This is a genomic window from Streptomyces sp. NPDC026515, from assembly GCF_055567595.1.
Genome location: NZ_JBVHQD010000007.1, coordinates 398,244 through 421,993 on the forward strand (window position 1 = coordinate 398,244; position 23,750 = coordinate 421,993).

A 23,750-nucleotide genomic window follows, 5' to 3' on the forward strand; every position below is an offset into this window, starting at 1 on the left:
TTGTCAGGTCTCCGTGCCGTGTGGTTGTCCGGCGGCGAGCAGGCGGAGCGGGTCCAGGTCGGCGACGGCCAGGGTGCCGGGGCCGGTACGGACCAGGCCCTGTTCGCGTAACAGGCGCAGGGCCTTGGCGACGGCCTCACGGGTGGAACCCACGGAGGCGGCCAGTTCGTGCTGGGCCAGGGGAAGCCGGATGGTCACGGCCTCGTTCTCCAGCCGGCCGGTGCGGTCGGCGAGTTCGACGAGGCGCTCGGCGAGCCGCTGCAGCACGGTCATCGAGGCCAGGGCCCGGCGTTCGTGGTCCGCGCTGCGCAGCCGCTCGGTGAGCTGGATGGTCATCAGCGCGTTGGCCCGCGGCCGGGCGGCCAGGAACCGCCGTAACCGCTCGCCGGGTACGACCAGGCCGGTGACCGGGCCCAGGGTGCTCACCGAGGCGCTGCGCGGACGGCCGTCCAGCGCCGCCATGTCGCCGACGACCTCGCCGGCCCGTCTGAGCGCCAGGATCAGCCGGCCGCCGCGTTCGGTGGGTGTCCACACCGTGCACCAGCCGCTGAGCAGGACCACCGCGAACGTGGTCCGGTCGCCTTCCGCGACGACCGTGTCGTACGGCGGGTACTCGTGCCGGGTGCCGAGTCCGGCCAGTGCCTCCCGGTCCCCCGGACCGAGCCCGCCCATAAAGGTATGCCGCTCTCCGAACAGCCCCACCGTCGTCCCCCGACCGCTCGCCCCCCGAACCGGATCACAAGCGGAACCCCAAGGCCCCCTCGGATCCGTGTTTGCCCGGTGTGTCTCCCCCCAGGCAAGGATCTCAGCGTAGCGCTCTGGGCACGGAATGTGCCGTCCGTTACCGGAACGAGCCCGAACCCTTCACGGGAATACCCCAGGGGGTTATATATTTTCAGGCCTCGAGAGGACTCACGAGGGATCCGCACCTGACATCGGGGATCAGCCATGGACCACGACACCACCCTTCACGACCACACCCTTCACGAGCACGACGAAGCGCATGGCGCGCACGGCACGCACGGTCCCGCCGGCGCCTCCTGGGCGGCGGCCGTCCAGGCGACCCTGCACTGCCTCACCGGCTGCGCCGTCGGCGAGGTGCTGGGCATGGTGATCGGCACGGCCTTCGGCTGGGGGAATCTGCCGACCACCCTGCTGGCGATCGTGCTGGCGTTCTTCTTCGGCTACTCACTCACCATGCGCGGGGTGCTGAGGGCGGGCGTCGACCTGCGCACCGCGCTGCGGGTGGCGCTGGCCGCGGACACTCTGTCGATCGCCGTGATGGAGCTGATCGACAACGGCACGATCCTGGTCTGGCCGGCCGCGATGGACGCCCAGCTGGCCGACGCGCTGTTCTGGGTCTCGCTGACCGTGTCCCTGGTGATCGCGTTCGTCGTGACGACCCCGGTCAACAAGTGGACGATCGGCCGGGGCAGGGGGCACGCGGTGGTGCACCGGTACCACCACTGACATCGCCGCCGGGACCTCAGATCTCCGGACCGTCCCCCGGCCCCTCCTGGTAGGAGTAGCGCTGCTCCTTCCAGGGGTCGCCGAGGTTGTGGTAGCCGCGCTCCTCCCAGAAGCCGCGGCGGTCGGCGGTCATGTACTCGATGCCGCGGACCCACTTGGGGCCCTTCCAGGCGTACAGCTGGGGGACGACCAGGCGCACCGGGAAGCCGTGCTCGGCGGTGAGGAGTTCGCCGTCCTTGTGGGTGGCGAAGACCGTGCGGTCACCGGCGAAGTCCGCGAGGCGCAGGTTGGAGCTGAAGCCGTACTCCGCCCACACCATCACATGGGTGACGTCGGGAGCGGGCGGAGCGAGTTCCAGGACGGTCCGCGCCGGGATCCCGCCCCACTCGGCGCCCAGCATGCTGAACTTCGTCACGCAGTGCAGATCGGCGACCACGGTGGCGTACGGCAGCGCCGTGAACTGCTCGTGGTTCCAGGTGTACGGGCCCGCGTCGGCGGTGGCGCCGAAAACCCTGAACTCCCAGCGCTCGGGACGGAACTTGGGCACCGGCCCGTAGTGGGTGACCGGCCAGCCGCGCTGGAGTCGCTGTCCCGGCGGAAGCCCGGCCCCCGCGGCTTCTCTCGACGCGCGTTCCACCGGATGACCCATGCCTTCCATCCTGACAGACCGGGAGCGGTGCATCCGACCAGGCAGAACCCTCACAGATCATCAAATCGGTCAACTGGCACAGAACCTGGACTTACTCACTAAGTCATCACTTACTGGACGATCTTCTGTGCCGGTGCAATCATGCGCCGCACACACCCAGCGCGTCCCCACGCACCCCACGCGGAAGGAGCCTCTGCGATGCAGGGCGACCCCGAGGTCATCGAATTCCTCAACGAGCAGCTCACGGGTGAGCTCACCGCGATCAACCAGTACTTCCTGCACGCGAAGATGCAGGAGAACTTCGGCTGGTACAAGCTCGCGAAGTACACCCGGCACGAGTCGTTCGACGAGATGAAGCACGCCGAGGTGCTCACCGACCGGATCCTGTTCCTGGAGGGGCTGCCCAACTACCAGCGGCTCTTCCACGTGCGGGTGGGACAGACCGTCAAGGAGATGTTCGAGGCGGACAAGCAGGTCGAGGTGGAGGCGATCGACCGCCTCAAGCGCGGGATCAAGGTGATGCGCGAGAAGGGCGACATCACGTCCGCGAACATCTTCGAGTCCATCCTGGAGGACGAGGAGCACCACATCGACTACCTCGACACCCAGCTGGACCTGGTGGAGAAGCTCGGCGAGGCGCTCTACATCGCGCAGATCATCAACCAGCCCGAGAGCAGCTGAGCCGGAACTAGGCCGCCTCGTCCAGCGGGTCGACCCCGGCGAGCACCGGGCGGCCCTGGTCGGCCAGCTCGCGGCGGGGGCAGGCGCCCCGGCCGAGGATGGCCTGGATCCGGCGGACGCACGAACCGCAGTCCGTCCCCGCCTTGCAGGCGGACGCTATCTGGCGGGGGGTGCAGGCCCCGTCCTCCGCATGCCGCTTGACCTGCGCCTCGGTCACTCCGAAACAGCTGCAGACGTACACGCGGATTCACCTCCCGCCGGGATCGATCAGTGGCGCCGCCCCGAATGGTCGGTGAGGCAAACCTAACCTTACCCGTCACCCGCGGAGTGGAAAAGTGCGGTGGGGCGCGGATCGTATGTGATCCGCGCCCCACATCAGCACGTCGCGACCGGCGGAGCCGTCACTGGTCCCGGTACATCTCCGCGACCAGGAACGCCAGGTCCAGGGACTGGCTGCGGTTCAGCCGCGGGTCGCAGGCCGTCTCGTAGCGCTGGTGCAGGTCGTCGACGAAGATCTCGTCGCCGCCGCCCACGCACTCAGTGACGTCGTCGCCGGTGAGCTCGACATGGATGCCACCCGGATGGGTGCCGAGCGCCTTGTGGACCTCGAAGAAGCCCTTGACCTCGTCGAGCACGTCGTCGAAGCGGCGGGTCTTGTGGCCCGAGGCCGCCTCGAAGGTGTTGCCGTGCATCGGATCGGTCACCCAGGCCACGGTGGCGCCCGAGGCGGTGACCTTCTCGACCAGCTCGGGGAGCTTGTCGCGGACCTTGTCGGCGCCCATCCGGACGACGAAGGTCAGCCGCCCCGGCTCGCGGTCCGGGTCGAGGCGGTCGATGTACCTCAGCGCGTCCTCGGCCGTGGTCGTCGGGCCGAGCTTGAGGCCGATCGGGTTGCGGATCCTCGCGGCGAACTCGATGTGCGCCCCGTCCAGCTGCCGGGTGCGCTCACCGATCCACACCATGTGCGCCGAGACGTCGTACAGCTTGCCGGTGCGGGAGTCGACCCTGGTCAGGGCGGACTCGTAGTCCAGCAGCAGCGCCTCGTGCGAGGAGAAGAACTCGACCGTCTTGAACTCCTCGGGCTCCGCGCCGCAGGCCCGCATGAAGTTCAGCGCGTTGTCGATCTCGCGGGCGAGCTGCTCGTAGCGCTGGCCCGACGGGGAGGACTTCACGAAGTCCTGGTTCCAGGCGTGCACCTGGCGCAGGTCCGCGTAACCGCCGGTGGTGAAGGCACGCACCAGGTTCAGCGTGGAGGCGGACGCGTTGTACATCCGCTTCAGCCGCTCGGGGTCCGGGACGCGGGAGGCCTCGTCGAAGGCGAAACCGTTGACCGAGTCGCCCCGGTAGGTCGGCAGCGTCACCCCGTCCCGGGTCTCGGTCGGCTTGGAGCGCGGCTTGGAGTACTGGCCGGCGATCCGGCCCACCTTCACCACGGGCACCGACGCGGCGTACGTCAGCACGGCGCCCATCTGGAGCAGGGTCTTGAGCTTGCTGCGGATCTGGTCGGCCGAGACCGCGTCGAAGGCCTCGGCGCAGTCGCCGCCCTGGAGGAGGAACGCCTCTCCCTCGGCGACGGCCGCCATCCGGGCGCGCAGCTGGTCGCACTCGCCCGCGAAGACGAGCGGCGGATACGACTCCAGCTCCGCGACGACTGTGCGCAGAGCCTCGGGGTCGGGGTACTCGGGCTGCTGCGCCGCGGGCAGGTCTCGCCAGGTGTTGCCAGCGCTCGCGCTGGTCTTAGCGTTCACGGTCACCCCCTAAACATTACGGGGTCGTGTCGCCTGATTTTTCCCCGGCTCGACTGGTGAGACGGAGTGATTGCCCTGTGGACGGAGGGTGGGGTGGGGTAGGGTTTTGGACATGTTCGCGCTTTCGAACCAGAACTGGTGGTGGACCGCTTCTCCGGCGGCCCACTGACTGCGCGTACGCAAGACTTCGCGAAGGCCGCCCGAGGGGCGGCCTTCGGCGTTTCCGGGGCCGCTCCTCTCTCACTCCCACACCCACTCCCACCTGCAAGGGATCGCAGAGGACCCATGGACCTGACCCAGCTGCTCCACGACGACCGCCCGTTCGCCCTGCTCCGGCGCCGTACCCCCGGCCACGACGAGAGCACGGTGGAGGTGCTGCTCGGCCCGGTCACCGCCCGCGACCGGCTGGCGGACCTGCCCGAGGAGGGGCTCGCCCTGATCCCCTTCCGCCAGATCCACGAGCGCGGCTTCGACGTCCGCGACGACGGCACGCCCCTGCTGGTCCTCACCCCCGAGGAGACCCACACCCTGCCGCTGGCGGACGCCCTGGCCCAGCTGCCCGCGCACGCGGTGCGGGTCGAGGACGGGGGCTTCGACGTCGACGACGAGGAGTACGCGGAGATCGTCGGCCGGGTGCTGCGCGAGGAGATCGGCCGCGGCGAGGGCGCCAACTTCGTGATCCGGCGGACGTACCGGGGACGGATCGCGGGCTTCGGCCGGCCCGACGCGCTCGCGCTGTTCAGGCGGCTCCTGGAAGGCGAGCGGGGCGCGTACTGGACGTTCGTGGTGCACACCGGGGAACGGACCCTGGTCGGCGCCAGTCCCGAGGTGCACGTCCGGATGTCCGGCGGCACCGTGGTCATGAACCCGATCAGCGGGACGTACCGCTATCCGGCCGAGGGCCCCACCCCGGAGCACCTGCTCGGCTTCCTCGCCGACGGCAAGGAGATCGAGGAGCTGTCGATGGTCGTCGACGAGGAGCTCAAGATGATGTGCACGGTGGGCGACATGGGGGGCGTGGTGGTCGGGCCCCGGCTCAAGGAGATGGCCCACCTCGCGCACACCGAGTACGAGCTGCGCGGCCGGTCCTCGCTGGACGTGCGGGAGGTGCTGAAGGAGACCATGTTCGCGGCGACCGTCACGGGCTCGCCGGTGCAGAACGCCTGCCGGGTGATCGAACGCCACGAGCCGCTCGGGCCGGACGGGGTAGGGCGCGGCTACTACGCGGGGGCACTGGCCCTGCTGGGCCGGGACTCCGGCGGCGCCCAGACCCTGGACTCCCCCATCCTGATCCGCACGGCGGACATCGGCGCGGACGGCGCACTGCGCGTCCCGGTCGGCGCCACCCTGGTGCGCGGCTCGGACCCGGCGGGCGAGGTCGCGGAGACGCACGCGAAGGCGGCGGGCGTCCTGGCGGCCCTCGGGGTACGGCCGGCCCGGCCGCGTGCCGAGGGGACCCGGTCCCGGCTCGCCGACGACCCCCGCGTGCGGGCCGCACTGGACGGGCGGCGGGCCGCGCTGGCGCCGTTCTGGCTGCGGATGCAGGAGCGGACCGGGGAACTGTCCGGGCACGCGCTGGTGGTGGACGGCGAGGACACGTTCACGGCGATGCTCGCGCACGTGCTGCGGGCCGCCGGGCTCGACGTGACCGTCCGCCGCTACGACGAGCCGGGGCTGCGGGGGGCGGTGCTCGCCCACGAGGGGCCGGTGCTGCTCGGCCCGGGGCCCGGTGACCCGTCCGACCTGGACGATCCGAAGATGCGGTTCCTGCGGGAGCTCGCGGCGACCGTGCTGCGCGAGCACCGGCACGGGGTGCTGGGCGTCTGCCTGGGGCACGAGCTGATCGCGGCCGAGCTGGGCCTGGACATCGTCCGCAAGGAGGTGCCGTACCAGGGGGCGCAGACGACCGTGGACCTGTTCGGGCGGCCGGAGACGGTCGGCTTCTACAACAGCTTCGTGGCCCGCTGCGACGAGGACGCGGCACGGGAGCTGGCGGCGCACGGCGTGGAGGTGAGCCGGGCGGCCAACGACGAGGTGCACGCCGTGCGGGGGCCGGGGTTCGCCGGGGTGCAGTTCCACCCGGAGTCGGTGCTCTCCCTGAACGGCGCCGCCGTCGTGCGGGAGCTGATCGGCCAGGTGCGCGGCGCCGGCACGTTCCCCGAAGGGCGGCCGGCCCGCTAGTCCGGGACGCCGTTCCGGGCGGGTCCGGCCCTTTCGGGGCGCGGACCCGCCCGGACGCGGTCTCCCGGAATCAGCCGAAGAACACCCCGGCCTCTTCGTACAGCTTCGGGTCGACGGTCTTCAGCCTTGCCGTGGCCTCCGCGATCGGCACCCGCACGATGTCCGTGCCGCGCAGCGCGACCATCTTGCCGAAGTCCCCGTCGCGCACCGCGTCGATGGCGTGCAGACCGAAGCGGGTGGCCAGCCAGCGGTCGAAGGCGCTGGGCGTGCCGCCGCGCTGGATGTGCCCGAGGACGGTGGTGCGGGCCTCCTTGCCGGTGCGCTTCTCGATCTGCTTGGCCAGCCACTCGCCGACCCCGGAGAGCCGGACGTGGCCGAAGGAGTCCAGCGACTCGTCCTTGAGCACCATGTCGCCGTCCTTGGGCATGGCGCCCTCGGCGACGACCACGATCGGGGCGTACGAGGCCTTGAAGCGGGAGGTGATCCAGGCGCACACCTGGTCGACGTCGAAGCGCTGTTCGGGGATGAGGATGACGTTGGCGCCGCCGGCCAGCCCGGAGTGCAGGGCGATCCAGCCGGCGTGCCGGCCCATCACCTCGCAGACCAGGACCCGCATGTGCGACTCGGCGGTGGTGTGCAGCCGGTCGATGGCCTCGGTGGCGATGCCGACCGCGGTGTCGAAGCCGAAGGTGTAGTCGGTGGCGGACAGGTCGTTGTCGATGGTCTTCGGTACGCCGACGACGGGCACGCCGTACTCGTCGGTGAGCCGGGCGGCCACGCCCAGGGTGTCCTCGCCGCCGATCGCGACGAGCGCCTCGACCTCCTGCTTGGCGAGGTTGTCCTTGATGCGCCGGATGCCGTCCTGCTGCTTCAGCGGGTTGGTCCGCGAGGAGCCGAGGATGGTGCCGCCGCGGGGCAGGATGCCGCGCACGGCGGGGATGTCGAGACGGATGGTGTCGCCTTCGAGGGGTCCGCGCCAGCCGTCCCGGAAGCCGACGAAGTCATAGCCGTACTCCTGCACGCCCTTGCGGACGATGCCCCGGATGACGGCGTTGAGCCCGGGGCAGTCGCCGCCTCCGGTCAGTACTCCGACCCGCATGGAAATGTCCCTTCGCCGCGGTTGCCTGGTCGGAATCACGCTAATGGTGATACAGCTCACACAGGGATGGGCGCGGAAGGGCAATTCCGGTGAATTGTCGGGCGGTTGGTTTACGTCCCGGCCGCGAAGATCAGATCAGCCGCCTTCCGGACCGTCGTCGAGACCCCGCTCTATGGCGTACCGGACCAGCTCCACCCTGTTGTGCAACTGGAGCTTGCCGAGGGTGTTCTGGACGTGGTTCTGGACCGTGCGGTGCGAGATGACCAGGCGTTCGGCGATCTGCTTGTAGCTCAGGCCCTTGGCGACCAGTCGCAGCACCTCGGTCTCGCGGTCGGTCAGCCGGGGCGCGTCGGGGCCGCCGGCGCCCGCGGCCGGCGCCGGCTCGGAGGCCAGCCGGCGGTACTCACCGAGCACCAGACCGGCGAGGCCCGGTGTGAACACCGGGTCGCCGACGGCGGTACGGCGGACCGCGTCCAGCAGTTCCTCCGTCGAGGCCGACTTCAGGAGGTAGCCGGTCGCGCCGGACTTCACCGCCTCCAGGACGTCGGCGTGCTCCCCGCTCGCCGAGAGCACCAGCACGCGCAACGCCGGGTTGTGGCCGACGAGTTCCTTGCAGACCTGGACGCCTGGCTTGGCGGGCAGGTTGAGGTCCAGGACGAGCACGTCGGGTGCGGCCGCCTTGGCCCGGCGCACCGCCTGCTCGCCGTCCCCCGCGGTGGCGACCACCTCGAGACCGGACTCCGCCAGATCCCGGGCGACCGCGTCGCGCCACATGGGGTGGTCGTCGACCACCATGACCCTGATGCTCATCGCCGCTCCGCCTTCCCCAGGGAGTCCTTCGGTACTTTCAGCTCGACTTCCGTGCCCTGCCCGGGAACCGAGAACAGCTCGGCACCGCCGCCGAGGTCGCGCAGCCGCCCGCGGATCGACTGGGCCACACCGAGCCGCCCCTCCCCCTCGGCCTGGGCGAGCCGCCCCTCCGGGATGCCGGGGCCGTCGTCCCGTACGGTCACCACGATCTCGTCGGGCTCGTCCTCGACCAGGATCCAGGCCCGCGCCCGGTCGCCCGCGTGCGCGCGCACATTGTCCAGCGCGGCACCGACTGCGGCCGCCAGCTCGCGGGCGGCACCCGCCGGCAGCTCCACCGGCGCGCCGGGCTCGGCCAGACTCACCAGGGCCCCGGCGTACGGCGCGAGCAGCGCGCGCAGGTCGACGGACCCGGTGGCGTCCGGCTCCTCCACGAGGCGCACGACCGCGCCCTCGGCCTCGTCCTCCGAGACCCTCGACAGCGGCACCAGACCGCCGGAGACCAGGGTGCGCAGCGCCACCTCCTGTTCCCCCGCCATCCGTCCCAGTTCGGCCGCCTCGCCGCCGAGGACCGTGCCGCGCCGCTGCACCATGGCCAGCACCTGGAGCACGCCGTCGTGGATGTCCCGGGCGAGCCGCTCCCGCTCCCGGGTGGCCGCCTCGATCTCAAGGGCGCGGGCCAGGGTGCGCTCGGAGGCGCGGGCCACCTCGACGACGTACCCGATGGCGATGGACGCGACCCAGACCAGGATCACGTTGTGGACGGTGTCGCGCGCCGGGTGGCCGCGTTCGACCAGGTTGGCGGCGGCGACCGGCGTGGAGGCGAACGCGGCCCAGCGCCAGCCGCCCTTGAGGGCGTAGGCGAGCACCGAGCCTGCGGTCCAGATCGACGGCAGGGTCGAGCCACCGCGGTCGATGTGGACCTGGGTGACCACCCAGGGGGTGAGCACGATGCCGGTGAGCGCGATCGCCAGGTCGACGGCGAGGAAGCGCTTGGTGCAGGCGGCCGCGTTCTGGACGCGCGGCAGGGTGGCCAGCGTCCAGCCGGCCAGCACGGCGTAGTAGGCGATCGCGACACCCGGACGGTCGTACTCGTCATAGGCGGACGCGAACAGGCCCGTCGCGTACAGCAGGGTCAGCACACGGTAGCCGGTGAGGGCACGCCACAGGGGCTGCTCGACCGACATCCGTATGACGCGTTCCCGCTTGGTCATCTCCCCCAGTCCCCCCAGTCCCGCAGTCCCGCAGTCCCGCACCCCACCCAGCCCCCGCTGGTCCCCCGTGCCGCCGGTCTAGGACTCGGCGGCCTTCTTGTCGGCCTTCGCGGCTTCCTTCGCCGCCTCCTTCTCGGCCTTGGCGGCTTCCGCGATCTGCCGTTTGGCGGCGGTGGCGTACATGTCGACGTACTCCTGGCCGGACAGCTTCATGATCTCGTACATGACCTCGTCGGTCACCGCGCGCAGCACGAACCGGTCGTGCTCCATGCCCTGGTAACGGCTGAAGTCCAGCGGCCTGCCGATCCGGATGCCCGGGCGCATCAGCTTGGGCATCACCTGCCCGGGCGGCTGGATCTTCTCCGTGTCGATCATGGCGACGGGGATGACGGGAGCGCCCGTCGCCAGCGCCACGCGCGCGAGGCCGCCGGGCTTGCCCCGGTAGAGACGGCCGTCGGGCGAGCGGGTGCCCTCCGGGTAGATGCCGAACAGCTCGCCGCGTTCCAGCACGTCCATGCCGCTGCGCACCGCCGCCTCGCCCGCGCCGCGCCCGCCGGAGCGGTCCACCGGGAGCTGGCCGACACCCTTGAAGAAGGCGGCCGTGAGACGGCCCTTCACGCCGGGGGTCGTGAAGTACTCGGCCTTCGCGATGAAGGTGACCTTGCGGTCCAGCACCGCGGGCAGGAAGAACGAGTCCGAGAAGGACAGGTGGTTACTCGCCAGGATCGCCGGGCCCTCGGCCGGAACGTTCTCCAGGCCCTCCACCCAGGGCCTGAAGGTGACCTTCAGCGGTCCCCCGATAGCGACCTTCATCGCGCCGTACAACAACCGAGTGCCTCCTGTTTCCGTGGATGAGACCTTAACCCGCGGCGCCGGGAATGGCCCCGACGACCCTGGTCGGTGTCAGTGCCGTCGCGTACGGTGAAGCACATCCGAAGTCGTCTTTCGGGCCTCTCTCATTTCCTGCCCGCTCTCATGAATTGGAGACCGAAGGTGCCGGTTCTCCCCGGAGCCGAGCCGTACCGCCATGACGGCGGAGAGGCCGGTGTCCTGCTCTGCCACGGTTTCACCGGTTCACCCCAGTCGCTGCGCCCCTGGGCGGAGCACCACGCGGCGCACGGCCTGGCGGTGTCCCTGCCGCTGCTGCCCGGGCACGGCACCCGCTGGGAGGACATGCAGGTCACCGGCTGGCAGGACTGGTACGCGGAGGTCGACCGCGAGCTGCGGCTGCTGCGCGAGCGCTGCTCCCAGGTGTTCGTGGCGGGCCTGTCCATGGGCGGCACCCTGGCGCTGCGCCTGGCCGCGAAGAACGGGACGGGTGTGGACGGCGTGGTGATCGTCAACCCGGCGAACAAGGTGCACGGCCTGTCCGCGTACGCCCTTCCGGTGGCCCGGCACCTCGTCCGCACCCGGCCGGGCATCGCCAGCGACATCGCCAAGCCGGGCGCCGCCGAGGTGGGGTACGACCGGGTCCCGCTGCACGCCGCGCACTCGCTGCGGAACTTCTTCCGCCGGGTGGACGGCGAGCTGCCGCAGGTCACCCAGCCGCTGCTGCTGCTGCGCAGCGCCGAGGACCATGTGGTTCCGGCGGTCGATTCGGCCCGGATCCTGAGCCGGGTGTCCTCCACGGACGTAACCGAGGTAGTGCTGGAACAGAGTTACCACGTGGCGACGTTGGACAACGATGCGGACCGGATCTTCGAGGAGAGCCTTGCCTTCATCGGCCGGCTCGCACCCAGTGTCGGCAAGGAAGGGACGGCCGCAGTTGGCTGAGCACGACTCCGACCGCGAGGACCGCGAGCCGGACGAGAAAGGGGTGCCCTTCGACGAGGCGGCCGCCTGGGCGGCGATCGTCGCGGGGTACGGCGACGAGCCGCCGGACCCGCCGGGCGCGAAACCCTACAAGCCGGTGGAGGATCTGGCCCTGCCGCCCGCCGAGGAGGACACCGCCGAACCGGGCGCGGCCGAGGAGCAGCGGCCCGTGCAGCCGCTGGGCAGCTCCGTCTCCTTCGCGCCCGGGGTGGGCCCGCGGGACTACACGGCACCCGAGCCGTCCGAGGACGACTTCGACGATGACGACGAGGGGCACTTCGTGCCGCCCGAGCCGCCGCCGCTGCCGATGGCCGACACGACGGCCAGGTTCGCCTGGCTGGGCGTGGTGGGCGGGCCGATCCTGCTCCTGCTCGCGGTGCTGCTCGGCTGGGACATGACGTGGTGGCTGGCGACGCTGGGCATCGGCGGGTTCCTCGGCGGCTTCGGCACCCTGGTCACCAGGATGAAGACGGACGACGAGGACGACGACCCGGGACGCGGTGCCGTGGTCTGAGGTCGCCTCCGGCGCGCCGGACTCCGTCCGGCCGCTCCGGATCAGGCCGCGGGCACCCGCAGCGCGGCCAGGACGGGCAGATGGTCCGTCGCCCCGGCGAGGTCGGCGGCCGCCACGCCCGGCTGGTCCAGGGGTACCCCGCAGCCGAGCACCTCGATGCCCTTCGTCGCGAAGATCGCGTCGATGCGCTGGTGGGGGTCGGTGGACCCGGAGGTGAACTCGCCGCCCCAGGGCGCGGTGGTACGGCAGTCCTGGAAGGCGGTGGCCAGGCGGCGGAAGGTACGGCCGTCGGGGCGGTCGTTCAGGTCGCCGCCGGCGACGGCGTGCTCCACTCCCATGCCCGCGACCCGGTCCAGGAGCATGCCGCCCTGCTCGTAGCGCTCCTCCTGCTGCAGGCTGAGGTGGAAGCTGGCGACGCCGAGGCGGGCGCCGCCGAAGCGGACGACGGCGGTCGCGAAGCCGCGGCGGTGCAGGCCGGGCGTGAGGGGCAGGAGCACGTCCTCGGTGCGCTCCACGGTGGCGCGGAGGTCGCAGAGGACGGCCGGACCGGCCGCGGTCCCGCCGCCGGTGAGGATCACCAGGTCACAGGCGGCGGCCAGGCGGGCGAGCTTCTTGCGCCACCGGAAGAACCGGGGCGCTTCCTGGACGAGGACCAGGTCGGGGGCACAGGCCTTGATGACACGGGCCAGCGCCCCGGTGTCGTCCCGCAGGGAGCGGATGTTGTAGCTGAGGACGCGGATGACGGCGGAACCGTCGGGCTCTGTGTGGGAGTTGGGGAGCGGCGCCATGTGGATCAATGTACGCCCACCGGGCGGGGCGCGAGACGGGTGGGCGGCCTCCGGTGCATCGCGGCTGACCGCGCCCACGCGGCGGTAGCCGCATGCCGGCTACCGCCCCGCGCCCCTACGGGCCGCTACATGATCGGGTCGGGCTCCCGGGCCAGGTCCGCCGCGCCCACCAGGCCCGCCTCGTTGCCCAGCTGGGCGGCGATGACCTCGGCCACCGGGCGCCAGTTGCCGCCCACCAGCCAGCGCTTGTAGGACTTGCGGATCGGGTCCAGGACCAGTTCGCCCTCGTCGGAGAGGCCGCCGCCGACGATGAAGGCGGAGGGGTCGAAGAGGGAGGCCAGGTCGGCGAGGCCGGCGCCGGCCCAGCGGGCGAGCTCGCGGTAGGAGTCGACGGCGACCGGGTCGCCCTGGCGGGCCGCGACGGAGATGTGCTTGCCCTCGATGCCCTCGGGGCTGCCGTCGCCGAGGGCCAGCAGGATCTCGGCGCTCTCCGGGGTGGCGTTGGCGCGCTGCTTGGCGTAGCGGACGAGGGCGCGGCCGGAGGCGTACTGCTCCCAGCAGCCCTGCGAGCCGCAGCCGCACAGCAGCCCGTCCGGGACCATGCGGATGTGGCCGAACTCGGCGGCGACGCCGAAGTGGCCGCGGCGCAGTTTGTTGCCGATGATGATGCCGCCGCCGAGGCCGGTGCCGAGCGTGATGCAGATGACGTTGCGGTGGCCCTTGCCGGCGCCGAACTTGTACTCGCCCCAGGCCGCCGCGTTGGCGTCGTTCTCCACGACCACGGGGAGGCCCACGCGGGCCTCGACCTTCTCCTTCAACGGCTCCTGGCGCCAGTCGATGTTGGGCGCGAAGTAGACCGTGGAGCGCTGCCGGTTGACGTAGCCGGCGGCACCGATGCCCACGCCGACGATCTCGTGCCCGGCGCGCGCACCCTCTACGGCGGAAGCAATGGCGTCCACGATGCCCTCGGGCGTGCCCGGGGTCGGCACCTTGTGGGTCGAGAGGATGTTGCCTTCCTCATCGACCACGCCGGCCGCGATCTTCGTGCCGCCGATGTCGACGCCGATGGTGAGTCCCATGAATCCCTCAGTTTCGGTCGAACCCCGCTACGGCCAACCGTACCCGAGGCCCTGCCGTCGGGTTCCCGCCGTCCGCCCGCGGGACGCGGGACGCGGTGGGGGGTGCCCCGTGGGGGCGTGCCGGACGCCCGCGGGCAGGTGGAAGCCCGACGGCGGCACCTTCAGGGGCGGTCAGTCGAGGTCGATGCGTTCGCCGGGGCCGGCTTCGTCGCCCTTGTCGCGGTCACCGGCGGTCCAGCGGGCCTCCTGGGCCTGCACCGCGGAGCGGTAGGCGGCGAGGAGTTCACTGCCGGCCGCGGCCAGGTGGTCGAAGACGTCGGGGTTGCGCTCTATGACGGGCTCGACGGCGTTCTTCGCCTGCTGCACGACCTGCCGGACCACCTGCTGGGCGGCGGGCCCGGCGACGGCCCCGAGAAGCGGGGTCTGGATGCCGGAGAGCTTGTCGGCGACGGCGTCGACCAGCTTGCGCAGTTCGTCGGCGGCCGATCCCGGGGGCGGGCCGTACTGGGTGCGGCGTCGGGCCTTCTCCGCCGCCAGGTCCTCGGCACAGGCGGTGGCCCAGGCGTCGGCGTCGGCGACCCGTACGTCGTCCGCGGCCTCGGAGGCGTCGGCTGTGGGGCGCTCTTCGCTCATGACGGACTCCTGACTACGGTTCGTCCCTACGACGTTACCCGAACGGGCGTACCGGATTCACTGTCAGCGCGGCCACAGATCCGGGTCGGGCGCGAAGCGCAGCCGCAGCTCGCCGTCGCGCAGCGCGGCCCCGGCGACGGTGCAGCGGCGCAGGGCCGACGGCAGCGCGACGATCCGGCGGAAGCCGCCCACGGTGATCACGAGTTCGTCGCCGCGCCGCACGAGGTCGAGGCCGTCCCGTATCGCGCCGGGCAGCGGGATGTGCCAGACCAGGACGCCGTCCTCCTCGATGCGGTCGGCGACGGGCCACTCGACCGGCGCGGGCGCGGTGTTGACGCCGGGCACGGCGAGCGCGGCGAGGTCCTCGGCGCCGCGCGGGTCGTGGCCGAGGTGCGGCACGACGGTGACGTCGAACGTCTCCGTCCAGTCGGCGAGGGCCTTGCGCTGCTGGGCGACGAGACCGTGCAGGGGGGTGTCCTCGGGCAGTACGCGGTTGACGACGAGGGTCTCGGTGCGCAGGCCGCGCAGGGCGAGACCGAGGCGGGCGCTGCGGACGGCGTCGGCGCCGGCCGGGCCGGGCTCGGCGACCAGGCGTACGGCGGTGCGGCGGTCGGCGAGGACGGCCTCCACGGCGGCCAGCTCGACGTCCCAGCGGGCCGCCGTCTCGTAGAGCCAGTCGGAGGGCATGGGGACGCCGGCCAGCCGCCCGAGGACGGGGCGCAGGGCGCGGGCCGCCTGCCGCTCGGGAGGCAGCAGCCGGCGCAGATAGCGGCGCAACTCCTCGGGGAGGGCGAGCAGGCCGAGGGCCTGCGGGGCCGGCGGCAGGTCCACGACGAGCAGGTCGTAGCGCTCGGAGAGGGCGGCGTCACGCAGGGCGCGCAGGAGGGACAGCTCCTCCGCGCCGGGCAGCGGGGTGAGCTCCTCGGCGTCCAGGCGAGAGGCGCCCAGCAGGTCCAGGACGCTCGCGGCGCGGGTCTGGAAGGCGGTGAGGTCCTCCCGGAACCGGGCGGCCGCGTCGGGGCGCCAGGCGGTGAGGGTGGGGGTCACCCGGGCCGGCGCGGGCCCTGTCGCCGTGCCCAGGGCCGCGCCGAGGGTGTCGGTGCGGTCGGCGCCGAGCACGAGGGTCGGGGTGCCCTCGCCCGCGGCGCGCAGAGCGGTGGCCGCGGCGACGGCCGTACGGCCGCTGCCGCCGGGTCCGGTGATCAGGATGGTGCGCATGGGGGTGAACCGTAACGGACGTCCGGGTGGGCTCTCGCCGCAGCGGGCGCACGGGGGTGTCACTCACCGGCGTCGGCAGGGTGCCGCCGCGCCCGCCCGTGCCGCCCCGTGCGGCACGACTCTGCGCGCAACCGTACGGCCGGCTGCTACGCGCCCGCCTCCACCCGCTTCTTCAGCCCCGCCAGCGCCCGGTCGATGATGACCTTCTCGGCCTTGCGCTTGATCATCCCCAGCATCGGGATCTTCACGTCCACCGTCAGCGAGTAGGTGACCTCGGTCGCCCCGGCGCCGGCCGGCTTGAGCAGGTACGACCCGTCGAGCGATCGCAGCATCTGGGACTTCACCAGCGTCCAGGACACCTCGTCGTCCCCGGTCCAGGTGTAGCCCAGCGTCTGGTCGTCCTTGATCGCACCGGCGTCCATGACGAGACGGACCTGCTCGGCCCGGCCCAGGGCGTCGGTCTTCAGCACCTCCGCCTCCTTCACCTCACCGGTCCAGTCCGGATAACGGGCGAAGTCGGCGATCACCGCCATGACGTCGGCCGGGGCCGCCTCGATCGTGATGCTCGAGCTGGTGTGTTCCGCCATCGCCGTGGCTCCTCCAGATGCGGGCCGGTAAGAAGAGGGTCGCCGCACGCGTGCGCACGCGTGTGCAGCGTGAAGGCTACCGCGCGTCCGACCAGGCGACTTCACCGCCGTCCGGGGCCGTCGTCACCATTCCAGTGCCCAGGGCCGGCCGGTACCGGCGAAGTGCCCGACGTTCACGCACTCGGTGGCCCCGATCCGCATCCGCTTCACCAGCGGCTGGTGGACGTGTCCGAAGAGCGAGTAACGCGGCCGGGTGCGCCGGATGGCGTCGAGCAGCGCCCGGCTGCCCCGTTCGAAACGGCGCGCCACCGTGTCGTACACCAACTCCGGCACCTCCGGCGGAATGTGCGTGCACAGCACGTCGACCTCGCCGAGCGCCTCGATCTTGGCCGCGTACTCCTCGTCGGAGATTTCGTAGGGGGTGCGCATCGGCGTCCGCAGTCCGCCGCCGACGAAACCGAAGACCCGGCCGCCGATCTCCACCCGCTGCCCGTCGAGGATCGTGGTGCCCGGTCCGGCGTACTCCGGCCAGAGCGGCGGGATGTCGACATTGCCGTAGGTGGCGTACGTCGGTGTCGGGAACGCGGCGAACATCTCGGCGTACTGCTTGCGCACCGCCTTCTCGATGGCGGTCGCCCGGTCCATGCCGATCCCGCCCCACAGCCGTGCCCCCAGCTCCCGGGCCTCCTCGAAGCGGCGGGCGGTGCGGAGTTCGACGAGGCGGTCGGCGTTCTCGACGCCGAACAGGTCGGGGAAGATGCCGCGCGCGTGGTCGGCGTAGTCGAGGAAGAGGACGAGGTCGCCGAGGCAGATCAGGGCGTCGGCACCGTCGCCGGCCCTGGCCAGGTCACGGGCGTTGCCGTGTACGTCGCTGACCACATGGACTCGGGTCTTCCGGTTGCCGGATGGTGTGGCTGCCATGGTGATCAAGCGTAGGCCTGTGCGGCAAACGTGAACAGGCGGTGGCCGGACCTGCGGTTACTGGTCAGTCACTAAAGCCGTGGACTACCGTACGCGAAGGAACACCCACCTGTGTGACGCACGGAACATCTCGCCGGGACCCCCTGTCGAAAAAGCTATACCGGCGGGTAACGTCCGGGCAGTCCAGTCGTGCTCAGGATTTCAATCAACGGATCATGTGGCCCGTGGCGAAGCCCTGAGTACCTGCCCGAGCCGTGGACCGCACCGTCGCATCGCACAACGTCGTGGCGCCGGCGCCCTATGAGGAGCAGCAGTCTTGCGCGAGTTCAGCCTTCCGGCTTTGTACGAGGTCCCCGCGGACGGCAATCTGACCGACATCGTCCGCAGAAACGCCGCGCAGCATCCGGATGCCGCCGTCATGGCCCGCAAGGTCGGAGGTGTCTGGCAGGACGTGACCGCCACCACCTTCCTGACCGAGGTCCACACGGCCGCCAAGGGCCTCATCGCCTCCGGCGTGCAGCCGGGCGACCGGGTCGGCCTGATGTCCCGCACCCGCTACGAGTGGACGCTCCTCGACTTCGCGATCTGGTGCGCCGGCGCGGTCACCGTGCCGGTGTACGAGACCAGCTCGCCGGAGCAGGTGCAGTGGATCCTCAGCGACTCCGGCGCGACCGCCTGCGTCGTGGAACTCGACACCCATGCGGCCGCCGTCGAGTCGGTGCGCGAGACGCTGCCGGCGCTCAAGCAGGTCTGGCAGATCGAGGCCGGCGGCCTGGAGGAGCTGGGCCGGCTCGGCCAGGGCGTCACGGACGCGACCGTCGAGGAGCGCAGCTCACAGGCGAAGGCCGACGACCCGGCCACCATCGTCTACACCTCGGGGACGACGGGCCGTCCCAAGGGCTGCGTCCTGACCCACCGCAACTTCTTCGCCGAGTGCGGCAACATCGTGGAGCGGCTGCGCCCGCTGTTCCGCACCGGCGAGTGCAGCGTCCTCCTCTTCCTGCCGCTGGCGCACGTCTTCGGCCGGCTCGTGCAGATCGCCCCGATGATGGCGCCGATCAAGCTGGGCTGCGTCCCGGACGTCAAGAACCTCACCGACGAACTGGCCGCGTTCCGGCCGACGCTGGTCCTCGGCGTCCCGCGGGTCTTCGAGAAGGTCTACAACTCGGCGCGTGCCAAGGCGCAGGCGGACGGCAAGGGCAAGATCTTCGACAAGGCCGCGGACACCGCCATCGCGTACAGCAAGGCACTGGACACGCCGTCGGGCCCGTCCCTCGGGCTGAAGATCAAGCACAGGACCTTCGACCGGCTCGTCTACAGCAAGCTGCGTGCGGTGCTCGGCGGCCGGGGCGAGTACGCCATCTCCGGCGGCGCCCCCCTCGGCGAGCGCCTGGGCCACTTCTTCCGCGGCATCGGCTTCACGGTCCTGGAGGGCTACGGCCTGACCGAGTCCTGTGCCGCGACCGCGTTCAATCCCTGGGACCGGCAGAAGATCGGCACGGTCGGTCAGCCGCTGCCCGGCTCGGTGATCCGCATCGCGGACGACGGCGAGGTGCTGCTGCACGGCGAGCACCTGTTCCGGGAGTACTGGAACAACCCCGGCGCGAGTGCCGAGGCACTGGCCGACGGCTGGTTCCACACCGGCGACATCGGCACCCTGGACGAGGACGGCTACCTCAGGATCACCGGCCGCAAGAAGGAGATCATCGTCACCGCGGGCGGCAAGAACGTCGCCCCGGCCGTGATCGAGGACCGCATCCGCGCGCACGCGCTGGTCGCGGAGTGCATGGTGGTGGGCGACGGGCGGCCGTTCGTGGGCGCGCTGGTCACCATCGACGACGAGTTCCTGGGCCGCTGGGCGGCCGACCACGGCAAGCCGGCCGGTTCCACCGCGGCGTCGCTGCGTGACGACCCGGATCTGGTATCGGCGGTCCAGGATGCTGTCGACGACGGCAACGCCGCGGTGTCGAAGGCGGAATCGGTGCGGAAGTTCCGCATTCTGTCCTCCCAGTTCTCGGAGGAGTCGGGCCACCTCACGCCGTCCCTGAAGCTCAAGCGCAATGTGGTCGCGAAGGACTACGCGGACGAGATCGAGGCCCTCTACGCCAAGTAGCGGCTCACATGTCCTCGGCGAGGACCCGTTCCATCGTCCGCTCGGCGAGCGCGGTGATGGTCACGAACGGGTTCACGCCGATGTTCCCGGGCACCAGTGAGCCGTCCGTGACGTACAGCTTCGGATACCCCTTCACCCGGCCGTAGTCGTCGGTCGCCCTGCCCAGCACGCAGCCGCCCAGCGGGTGGTAGCAGAAGTCGTCCGCGAACACCTTGCTGCCCGGCCCGAACAGGTCGTACCGGTAGATCGTGGCGTTGGCCAGGTTGATCCGGTCGAACAGTTTCCTGGCCATGGCGACCGAGACCGCGCTCTGGGCCGCGGTCCAGCCCAGCCTCACCCCGTCGCTCGCGGAGTCGTAGGTGAAGGACGCCCGCTGCGGGTTCTTGGTGATCGCCAGGTACAGGCTGACCCAGGTCTCGAACCCGATGGGCAGCGGGGCGATCTCCGCGAAGACCGGGTTGTCGGCGTTGGCCCAGTCGTCGATGCCCATCACCGGCATGGTCGCCTGGTTGGCGCCGGTGGTGTCCCAGATGTGATTGGCGCGCCCGAGCATGGTGTTGCCGTTGGTGCTCCAGCCGGCGCCGACACTGGAGTCGAGCGCGGGCAGCGCCCCGGTGTCCCGGGCCCGCACGAGCAGTTCGCTGGTCCCGAGGCTGCCGCCGCCGAGGAACAGGTAGGTGCAGCTGTACTGCTTGTGCTCGACGACCGCCCCGGTCACGTCGATCCGGTCGACGCCGAGCAGCCAGCTGCCGTCAGCCGCCCGGCTGATGGACCGCACCTTCTCCAGGGTGTGGATGGTGACGTTGCCGGTGCCGAGCGCGGCCGCGAGATACGTCTTGTCGAGGCTCTTCTTGCCGTAGTTGTTGCCGTAGATGACCTCCTGCGCGAGCGCGGACTTCGTGGCGGTGCCGGCGGCCTCCTTCTGCATGTAGCCGAAGTCGTAGACGTTGGGTACGAAGGTGGTCTTGAGGCCGGCGTTGGCGGCGGCCTTCCTGGAGGTCCGGGTGAACCGGTACCACTCGGTCGACTCGAACCAGGCGGCGTCGACGGTGTTGACGCCGAGCATGGAACGGGCCCGCGGGTAGTACGTGTTGTACATCGCGCTCGCGTCGACGGTCGGGAACTGCTCGGCGAAGTACGACTGGAGCGGGGTGACCGCCATCCCCCCGTTGACCAGCGAGCCGCCGCCCACTCCGCGCCCGACGTAGACGGACATGTTGTCGTAGTGCACCCGGTCCAGGACGCCGGGATAGGGGGTGATGTCCTTGTTGACGACGTCCAGCCAGAGGAAGCTGGCGAGCGGCGCCTCCGTGCGGGACTTGAACCACATGGATCGCCTGTCCGGGGCGGCGGTGGAGCAGAAGACCTTGCCGTCGGAGCCCGCCGTGTTCCACAGCTGCCCCATCTCGATCATCAGGGTCCGTACGCCGGCCTGCCCGAGCCGGAGCGCGGCCACGGCCCCGCCGTACCCGGAACCCACCACGATCGCGGGCGCGTTGTCGACGGCGGCCGCCTCCTCGGCGGCCTGCGCCGACTGGAGCCCGATGCGGGTGAGACCGGCCGCGGCGGCGGTCTGGAGGGCGATCACGCCCAGGATGTGACGTCTCGTCAGCTGACGCTGCATCAGTTTTGCTGTCATGCGCGCAGCATGTGCGGATTTTCCGGTTCCGCCTAGAGCTGCGACACGGTTGGTGACAACGCGGCCCCGTTCTCTAGAGCAACGCCCTCAACCGCTCCGCCAGCAGATCCCAGCGCCACCGCTCCTCGACCCACTGCCGCCCCCGCTCCCCCATCCGCCGCCGCAGCTCCGCGTCCGCCAGCAGCACGATGATCCGCTCGGCGGTCTCCTCCTCCGACCCGCCCCGCACCACCCAGCCGGTCTCCCCGTCCAGCACCGCGTCCGGGGCCCCGCCGGAGTCCCCCGCCACCACCGGCAGCCCGGTGGCCGAGGCCTCCAGGTACACGATCCCGAGCCCCTCCACGTCCAGCCCGCCCCGCCGGGTCCGGCAGGGCATCGCGAAGACGTCACCGGCGCCGTAGTGCGCGGGCAGCTCGGCCCACGGCACGGCTCCCGTGAACCGCACCGACGCCTCGACGCCCGTCTCCCGGGCCAGGCGCCGCAGCTCCCGCTCGTAGGGCCCGCCGCCCACGATCAGCAGAACCGCGTCCGGCTGCGCGGCCAGGATCAGCGGCATCGCGAGGATCAGCGTGTCCTGTCCCTTGCGCGGCACCAGCCGGGACACGCACACGACCACCGGCCGCTCGCTCAGCCCCAGCCGGGCCCGCACCTCGGCGCCCCCGGACCCGGGATGGAACGTCTTCTCGTCCACCCCCGGCGGCAGTTGCACCATCCGGCCGGCCGCGGCCGGGCTGAGCGCGGTGGCGATCCGGGAGCGCGTGTACTCGCCGAGATAGGTGACCGTGTCGGTCGCCTCGCCGATCCGCCCGAGCAGCTGCCGGGCGGCGGGCAGCTGGGCCCAGCCCGCCTCGTGCCCGTGGGTGGTGGCCACCAGCCGCTCGGCGCCGGCCCTGCGCAGCGCCGGCGCCATCAGCCCGAGCGGCGCCGCCGCCCCGAACCACACGGAGGTGCAGCCGTGTTCCCGGAGCAGCCCGGCCGCCGTCCGGGTCGCGCCCGGCGTGGGCAGCAGCACCGTCGTACGGTCGCGTACGACGGTGAAGGGCTGCTCCGCGTCGAACGCGGCGGTGGCCAGGGCGCCCTCCCGGCTCCGCTTCCACGTGGACGCGTAGACGACGAGCCGCTCCGGGTCCAGCCGCAGGGCCATGTTGTGCAGGAAGGCCTGGATGCCCCCCGGCCGGGGCGGGAAGTCGTTCGTCACGATGAGGGTCTTGTGCATCGCGGCCGACCTTACCCGCACAGCGTGTCCGGCCGTGCTTCATGGCCCTCGCACAGCCCGGCGGGAGATCATGGGCGCACTCCCAGGCAGCGCGACGGACAGGGGCTCAGGTGGACAGGACCGGCGAGAGGCGTGCCCTGGGGTTGCTGCTGGCCGTCTGGGGTGCCACCCGGCTGGTGCTGGTGCTGTTCGTACTGAGGGTGTTCGTGTTCCCGGGCGCGGACGTCACGTCCGACGTGTCGGTGATCTACCAGGGGTGGTACGAGGTCCTGCGGCACGGAACGTTTCCGCTGGACGACGTCACCTGGCAGTACCCGCCCGCGGCGGCCCTGGCGATCCTCGCCCCCGGGCTGCTGCCCTTCCTGGACTACCCGACCGCATTCTTCGTGCTGGCCTTCCTGGCCGACCTGGTGGTGCTCTGCCTGCTCCTCTACACCGGCCTGCGGCCCGGCCGGACCCTGCGCGGCGCCTGGATCTGGGTGGCCGGCGTGCCGCTGCTCGGCCCGACCGTCTACTCCCGCTACGACCTGATGGTCACCGCCGTCGCCGTCGCCGCGCTGCTCGCCGGGGCCCGGCACCCCCGGCTGACGGGCGTGCTGGCCGGCTTCGGCGCGATGGTCAAGGTGTGGCCGGCGCTGCTGCTGGCGGGTGCCTCCCCCAGAGGCGGGACCCTGCGAGGGGGGACCCCCGGGCGGCGGGCCTGGGGGGCGGCGGCGGTCACGGCGGGCCTGGTCGGGGCACTCTTCGCGGTGGCCATGCCGGGCGCGTTCGCCTTCCTGACCTTCCAGCGGGACCGGGGCACCGAGGTGGAGTCGCTGGGCGCGCTGGTCCTGCACGTCGCCCGGCACCACGGCTGGCGGGGCGAGGTGCTGCTGAACTACGGCTCGATCGAGTTCCTCGGCCCGCACGTGAAGGCGGTGAGCGCGGCGGCCCTGGTGCTCACCGCGTGCGCGTTCGGCTGGCTGCTCCTGTGGCGGCTGTGCGCGGCCCGGTTCCGGTCCCACACGCTCGCGGACGCCGCGTTCACGGCCGTCCTGATGTTCACGGTCACCAGCCGGGTGATCAGCCCGCAGTACATGGTGTGGCTGGTGGGCCTGGCCGCCGTCTGCCTCTGCTTCCGGGCCGGCCGGATGACGCTGCCGGCGGTCCTGGTCCTGCTGGCCACCTTCGTGACGGTCCTGGAGTTCCCGGTCGGCTTCTCGCACGTGGTGGTGAGCGACTGGTACGGCGTCACCCTGCTGTTCCTGCGCAACGGTCTGCTGCTCGCGGCGACGGTCACGGCGGCCCGGCAGCTGTGGCGCTCCACGGTCACCGGGACCCCGGCCGCCGCGCTGCCCGCCCGGGCCGCCCCCGCGACGGAGACCTCGGTCCCTTCCTGAGC

24 protein-coding genes are annotated in these 23,750 nt (G+C 71.6%); 8 read left to right on the forward strand and 16 right to left on the reverse strand.

The genetic code is table 11. The features are described from left to right. Window positions 1-3: 3 nt before the first annotated feature. On the reverse strand, window positions 4-672 hold the full coding sequence (locus tag ACZ4O3_RS17220) for a Crp/Fnr family transcriptional regulator (protein ID WP_467722771.1): 669 nt from the start codon (window positions 670-672) through the stop codon (window positions 4-6). A gap of 276 nt (window positions 673-948) precedes the next feature. Here ACZ4O3_RS17220 and ACZ4O3_RS17225 point away from each other — a divergent pair, with 276 nt between their 5' ends. Then, the gene (locus ACZ4O3_RS17225; RefSeq protein WP_467722773.1) at window positions 949-1,470 is read left to right on the forward strand and encodes a DUF4396 domain-containing protein; all 522 of its coding nucleotides are present in this window, start codon (window positions 949-951) and stop codon (window positions 1,468-1,470) included. Between the two features lie 16 nt (window positions 1,471-1,486). Here ACZ4O3_RS17225 and ACZ4O3_RS17230 read toward each other — a convergent pair whose 3' ends face one another. After that, entirely contained in the window at window positions 1,487-2,119 is a 633-nt protein-coding gene (locus tag ACZ4O3_RS17230; protein ID WP_384989644.1) for a sulfite oxidase-like oxidoreductase, read from the reverse strand. Window positions 2,120-2,317: 198 nt separating this feature from the next. Between ACZ4O3_RS17230 and bfr the strand changes: the two genes are divergently transcribed. Then, window positions 2,318-2,800, forward strand: coding sequence for a bacterioferritin (gene bfr, locus ACZ4O3_RS17235; RefSeq protein WP_362724644.1), 483 nt, complete (start codon window positions 2,318-2,320; stop codon window positions 2,798-2,800). Window positions 2,801-2,807: 7 nt separating this feature from the next. Here the strand turns inward: bfr and ACZ4O3_RS17240 are convergent, their stop codons facing one another. Continuing rightward, window positions 2,808-3,041, reverse strand: a complete 234-nt coding sequence (locus tag ACZ4O3_RS17240) for a (2Fe-2S)-binding protein (protein WP_362724647.1) — start codon at window positions 3,039-3,041, stop codon at window positions 2,808-2,810. Between the two features lie 160 nt (window positions 3,042-3,201). Then, window positions 3,202-4,554, reverse strand: coding sequence for a class II 3-deoxy-7-phosphoheptulonate synthase (locus ACZ4O3_RS17245; RefSeq protein WP_362724649.1), 1,353 nt, complete (start codon window positions 4,552-4,554; stop codon window positions 3,202-3,204). Between the two features lie 106 nt (window positions 4,555-4,660). On the opposite strand from ACZ4O3_RS17245, the gene ACZ4O3_RS17250 reads away from it, so the two are divergent. Next, a complete protein-coding gene (locus ACZ4O3_RS17250; protein WP_111582571.1) occupies window positions 4,661-4,717 on the forward strand; it encodes a trp operon leader peptide in 57 nt (18 codons plus the stop codon). A 116-nt stretch (window positions 4,718-4,833) separates the two neighbouring features. Next, window positions 4,834-6,729, forward strand: a complete 1,896-nt coding sequence (locus ACZ4O3_RS17255; RefSeq protein WP_467722776.1) for an anthranilate synthase family protein — start codon at window positions 4,834-4,836, stop codon at window positions 6,727-6,729. 70 nt (window positions 6,730-6,799) lie between these two features. Here ACZ4O3_RS17255 and ACZ4O3_RS17260 read toward each other — a convergent pair whose 3' ends face one another. The 4 genes from ACZ4O3_RS17260 to ACZ4O3_RS17275 all read right to left on the reverse strand — a co-directional run bounded on the left by ACZ4O3_RS17260 (window position 6,800) and on the right by ACZ4O3_RS17275 (window position 10,662). After that, the gene (locus ACZ4O3_RS17260; RefSeq protein WP_362717438.1) at window positions 6,800-7,828 is read right to left on the reverse strand and encodes a 6-phosphofructokinase; all 1,029 of its coding nucleotides are present in this window, start codon (window positions 7,826-7,828) and stop codon (window positions 6,800-6,802) included. A gap of 135 nt (window positions 7,829-7,963) precedes the next feature. Beyond that, the gene (locus ACZ4O3_RS17265) at window positions 7,964-8,623 is read right to left on the reverse strand and encodes a response regulator (RefSeq protein WP_467722859.1); all 660 of its coding nucleotides are present in this window, start codon (window positions 8,621-8,623) and stop codon (window positions 7,964-7,966) included. An 11-nt stretch (window positions 8,624-8,634) separates the two neighbouring features. Next, entirely contained in the window at window positions 8,635-9,849 is a 1,215-nt protein-coding gene (gene macS, locus ACZ4O3_RS17270) for a MacS family sensor histidine kinase (RefSeq protein WP_467722778.1), read from the reverse strand. A gap of 78 nt (window positions 9,850-9,927) precedes the next feature. Beyond that, the gene (locus ACZ4O3_RS17275; RefSeq protein ID WP_467722780.1) at window positions 9,928-10,662 is read right to left on the reverse strand and encodes a lysophospholipid acyltransferase family protein; all 735 of its coding nucleotides are present in this window, start codon (window positions 10,660-10,662) and stop codon (window positions 9,928-9,930) included. A gap of 180 nt (window positions 10,663-10,842) precedes the next feature. Between ACZ4O3_RS17275 and ACZ4O3_RS17280 the strand changes: the two genes are divergently transcribed. Both ACZ4O3_RS17280 and ACZ4O3_RS17285 read left to right on the forward strand, forming a co-directional pair. Further along, a complete protein-coding gene (locus ACZ4O3_RS17280; protein WP_362728645.1) occupies window positions 10,843-11,622 on the forward strand; it encodes an alpha/beta hydrolase in 780 nt (259 codons plus the stop codon). Further along, window positions 11,615-12,175, forward strand: a complete 561-nt coding sequence (locus ACZ4O3_RS17285) for a hypothetical protein (RefSeq protein ID WP_362728647.1) — start codon at window positions 11,615-11,617, stop codon at window positions 12,173-12,175. The genes ACZ4O3_RS17280 and ACZ4O3_RS17285 overlap by 8 nt, the downstream gene beginning before the upstream one ends. Window positions 12,176-12,216: 41 nt before the next feature. On the opposite strand, the gene ACZ4O3_RS17290 is transcribed toward ACZ4O3_RS17285, so the two are convergent. The 6 genes from ACZ4O3_RS17290 to ACZ4O3_RS17315 all read right to left on the reverse strand — a co-directional run bounded on the left by ACZ4O3_RS17290 (window position 12,217) and on the right by ACZ4O3_RS17315 (window position 17,401). Then, window positions 12,217-12,963 (reverse strand): endonuclease/exonuclease/phosphatase family protein, encoded by a 747-nt coding sequence (locus tag ACZ4O3_RS17290; RefSeq protein WP_467722783.1) that lies wholly within the window; start codon window positions 12,961-12,963, stop codon window positions 12,217-12,219. A 125-nt stretch (window positions 12,964-13,088) separates the two neighbouring features. After that, a complete protein-coding gene (locus ACZ4O3_RS17295; protein ID WP_467722785.1) occupies window positions 13,089-14,042 on the reverse strand; it encodes an ROK family glucokinase in 954 nt (317 codons plus the stop codon). A 171-nt stretch (window positions 14,043-14,213) separates the two neighbouring features. Then, on the reverse strand, window positions 14,214-14,675 hold the full coding sequence (locus ACZ4O3_RS17300) for a DUF5304 domain-containing protein (protein ID WP_362732266.1): 462 nt from the start codon (window positions 14,673-14,675) through the stop codon (window positions 14,214-14,216). Between the two features lie 63 nt (window positions 14,676-14,738). After that, window positions 14,739-15,893, reverse strand: a complete 1,155-nt coding sequence (locus ACZ4O3_RS17305) for an ArsA family ATPase (RefSeq protein ID WP_467722786.1) — start codon at window positions 15,891-15,893, stop codon at window positions 14,739-14,741. Between the two features lie 146 nt (window positions 15,894-16,039). Beyond that, a complete protein-coding gene (locus tag ACZ4O3_RS17310) occupies window positions 16,040-16,480 on the reverse strand; it encodes an SRPBCC family protein (protein WP_384989663.1) in 441 nt (146 codons plus the stop codon). Between the two features lie 123 nt (window positions 16,481-16,603). Further along, window positions 16,604-17,401, reverse strand: a complete 798-nt coding sequence (locus tag ACZ4O3_RS17315; protein WP_362725710.1) for a metallophosphoesterase family protein — start codon at window positions 17,399-17,401, stop codon at window positions 16,604-16,606. A 316-nt stretch (window positions 17,402-17,717) separates the two neighbouring features. On the opposite strand from ACZ4O3_RS17315, the gene ACZ4O3_RS17320 reads away from it, so the two are divergent. Further along, window positions 17,718-19,514 (forward strand): AMP-dependent synthetase/ligase, encoded by a 1,797-nt coding sequence (locus ACZ4O3_RS17320; protein WP_467722789.1) that lies wholly within the window; start codon window positions 17,718-17,720, stop codon window positions 19,512-19,514. 4 nt (window positions 19,515-19,518) lie between these two features. Here the strand turns inward: ACZ4O3_RS17320 and ACZ4O3_RS17325 are convergent, their stop codons facing one another. Next, on the reverse strand, window positions 19,519-21,153 hold the full coding sequence (locus ACZ4O3_RS17325; protein WP_362725704.1) for a GMC oxidoreductase: 1,635 nt from the start codon (window positions 21,151-21,153) through the stop codon (window positions 19,519-19,521). A 73-nt stretch (window positions 21,154-21,226) separates the two neighbouring features. After that, window positions 21,227-22,369, reverse strand: coding sequence for a glycosyltransferase family 4 protein (locus tag ACZ4O3_RS17330; RefSeq protein WP_384989669.1), 1,143 nt, complete (start codon window positions 22,367-22,369; stop codon window positions 21,227-21,229). A gap of 110 nt (window positions 22,370-22,479) precedes the next feature. Here ACZ4O3_RS17330 and ACZ4O3_RS17335 point away from each other — a divergent pair, with 110 nt between their 5' ends. Next, window positions 22,480-23,748, forward strand: coding sequence for a glycosyltransferase 87 family protein (locus ACZ4O3_RS17335; protein WP_467722791.1), 1,269 nt, complete (start codon window positions 22,480-22,482; stop codon window positions 23,746-23,748). Window positions 23,749-23,750: the final 2 nt, after the last annotated feature.

What these genes read in the sequence shown, in the direction of transcription:
- ACZ4O3_RS17220 (WP_467722771.1), bottom strand. Translation starts at nt 672, where the DNA reads ATGGGCGGGCTCGGTCCGGGGGACCGGGAGGCACTGGCCGGACTCGGC.
- ACZ4O3_RS17225 (WP_467722773.1), top strand. Translation starts at nt 949, where the DNA reads ATGGACCACGACACCACCCTTCACGACCACACCCTTCACGAGCACGAC.
- ACZ4O3_RS17230 (WP_384989644.1), bottom strand. Translation starts at nt 2,119, where the DNA reads ATGGGTCATCCGGTGGAACGCGCGTCGAGAGAAGCCGCGGGGGCCGGG.
- bfr (WP_362724644.1), top strand. Translation starts at nt 2,318, where the DNA reads ATGCAGGGCGACCCCGAGGTCATCGAATTCCTCAACGAGCAGCTCACG.
- ACZ4O3_RS17255 (WP_467722776.1), top strand. Translation starts at nt 4,834, where the DNA reads ATGGACCTGACCCAGCTGCTCCACGACGACCGCCCGTTCGCCCTGCTC.
- ACZ4O3_RS17260 (WP_362717438.1), bottom strand. Translation starts at nt 7,828, where the DNA reads ATGCGGGTCGGAGTACTGACCGGAGGCGGCGACTGCCCCGGGCTCAAC.
- ACZ4O3_RS17265 (WP_467722859.1), bottom strand. Translation starts at nt 8,623, where the DNA reads ATGGTGGTCGACGACCACCCCATGTGGCGCGACGCGGTCGCCCGGGAT.
- macS (WP_467722778.1), bottom strand. Translation starts at nt 9,849, where the DNA reads ATGACCAAGCGGGAACGCGTCATACGGATGTCGGTCGAGCAGCCCCTG.
- ACZ4O3_RS17275 (WP_467722780.1), bottom strand. Translation starts at nt 10,662, where the DNA reads ATGAAGGTCGCTATCGGGGGACCGCTGAAGGTCACCTTCAGGCCCTGG.
- ACZ4O3_RS17290 (WP_467722783.1), bottom strand. Translation starts at nt 12,963, where the DNA reads ATGGCGCCGCTCCCCAACTCCCACACAGAGCCCGACGGTTCCGCCGTC.
- ACZ4O3_RS17295 (WP_467722785.1), bottom strand. Translation starts at nt 14,042, where the DNA reads ATGGGACTCACCATCGGCGTCGACATCGGCGGCACGAAGATCGCGGCC.
- ACZ4O3_RS17300 (WP_362732266.1), bottom strand. Translation starts at nt 14,675, where the DNA reads ATGAGCGAAGAGCGCCCCACAGCCGACGCCTCCGAGGCCGCGGACGAC.
- ACZ4O3_RS17305 (WP_467722786.1), bottom strand. Translation starts at nt 15,893, where the DNA reads ATGCGCACCATCCTGATCACCGGACCCGGCGGCAGCGGCCGTACGGCC.
- ACZ4O3_RS17310 (WP_384989663.1), bottom strand. Translation starts at nt 16,480, where the DNA reads ATGGCGGAACACACCAGCTCGAGCATCACGATCGAGGCGGCCCCGGCC.
- ACZ4O3_RS17315 (WP_362725710.1), bottom strand. Translation starts at nt 17,401, where the DNA reads ATGGCAGCCACACCATCCGGCAACCGGAAGACCCGAGTCCATGTGGTC.
- ACZ4O3_RS17325 (WP_362725704.1), bottom strand. Translation starts at nt 21,153, where the DNA reads ATGACAGCAAAACTGATGCAGCGTCAGCTGACGAGACGTCACATCCTG.
- ACZ4O3_RS17330 (WP_384989669.1), bottom strand. Translation starts at nt 22,369, where the DNA reads ATGCACAAGACCCTCATCGTGACGAACGACTTCCCGCCCCGGCCGGGG.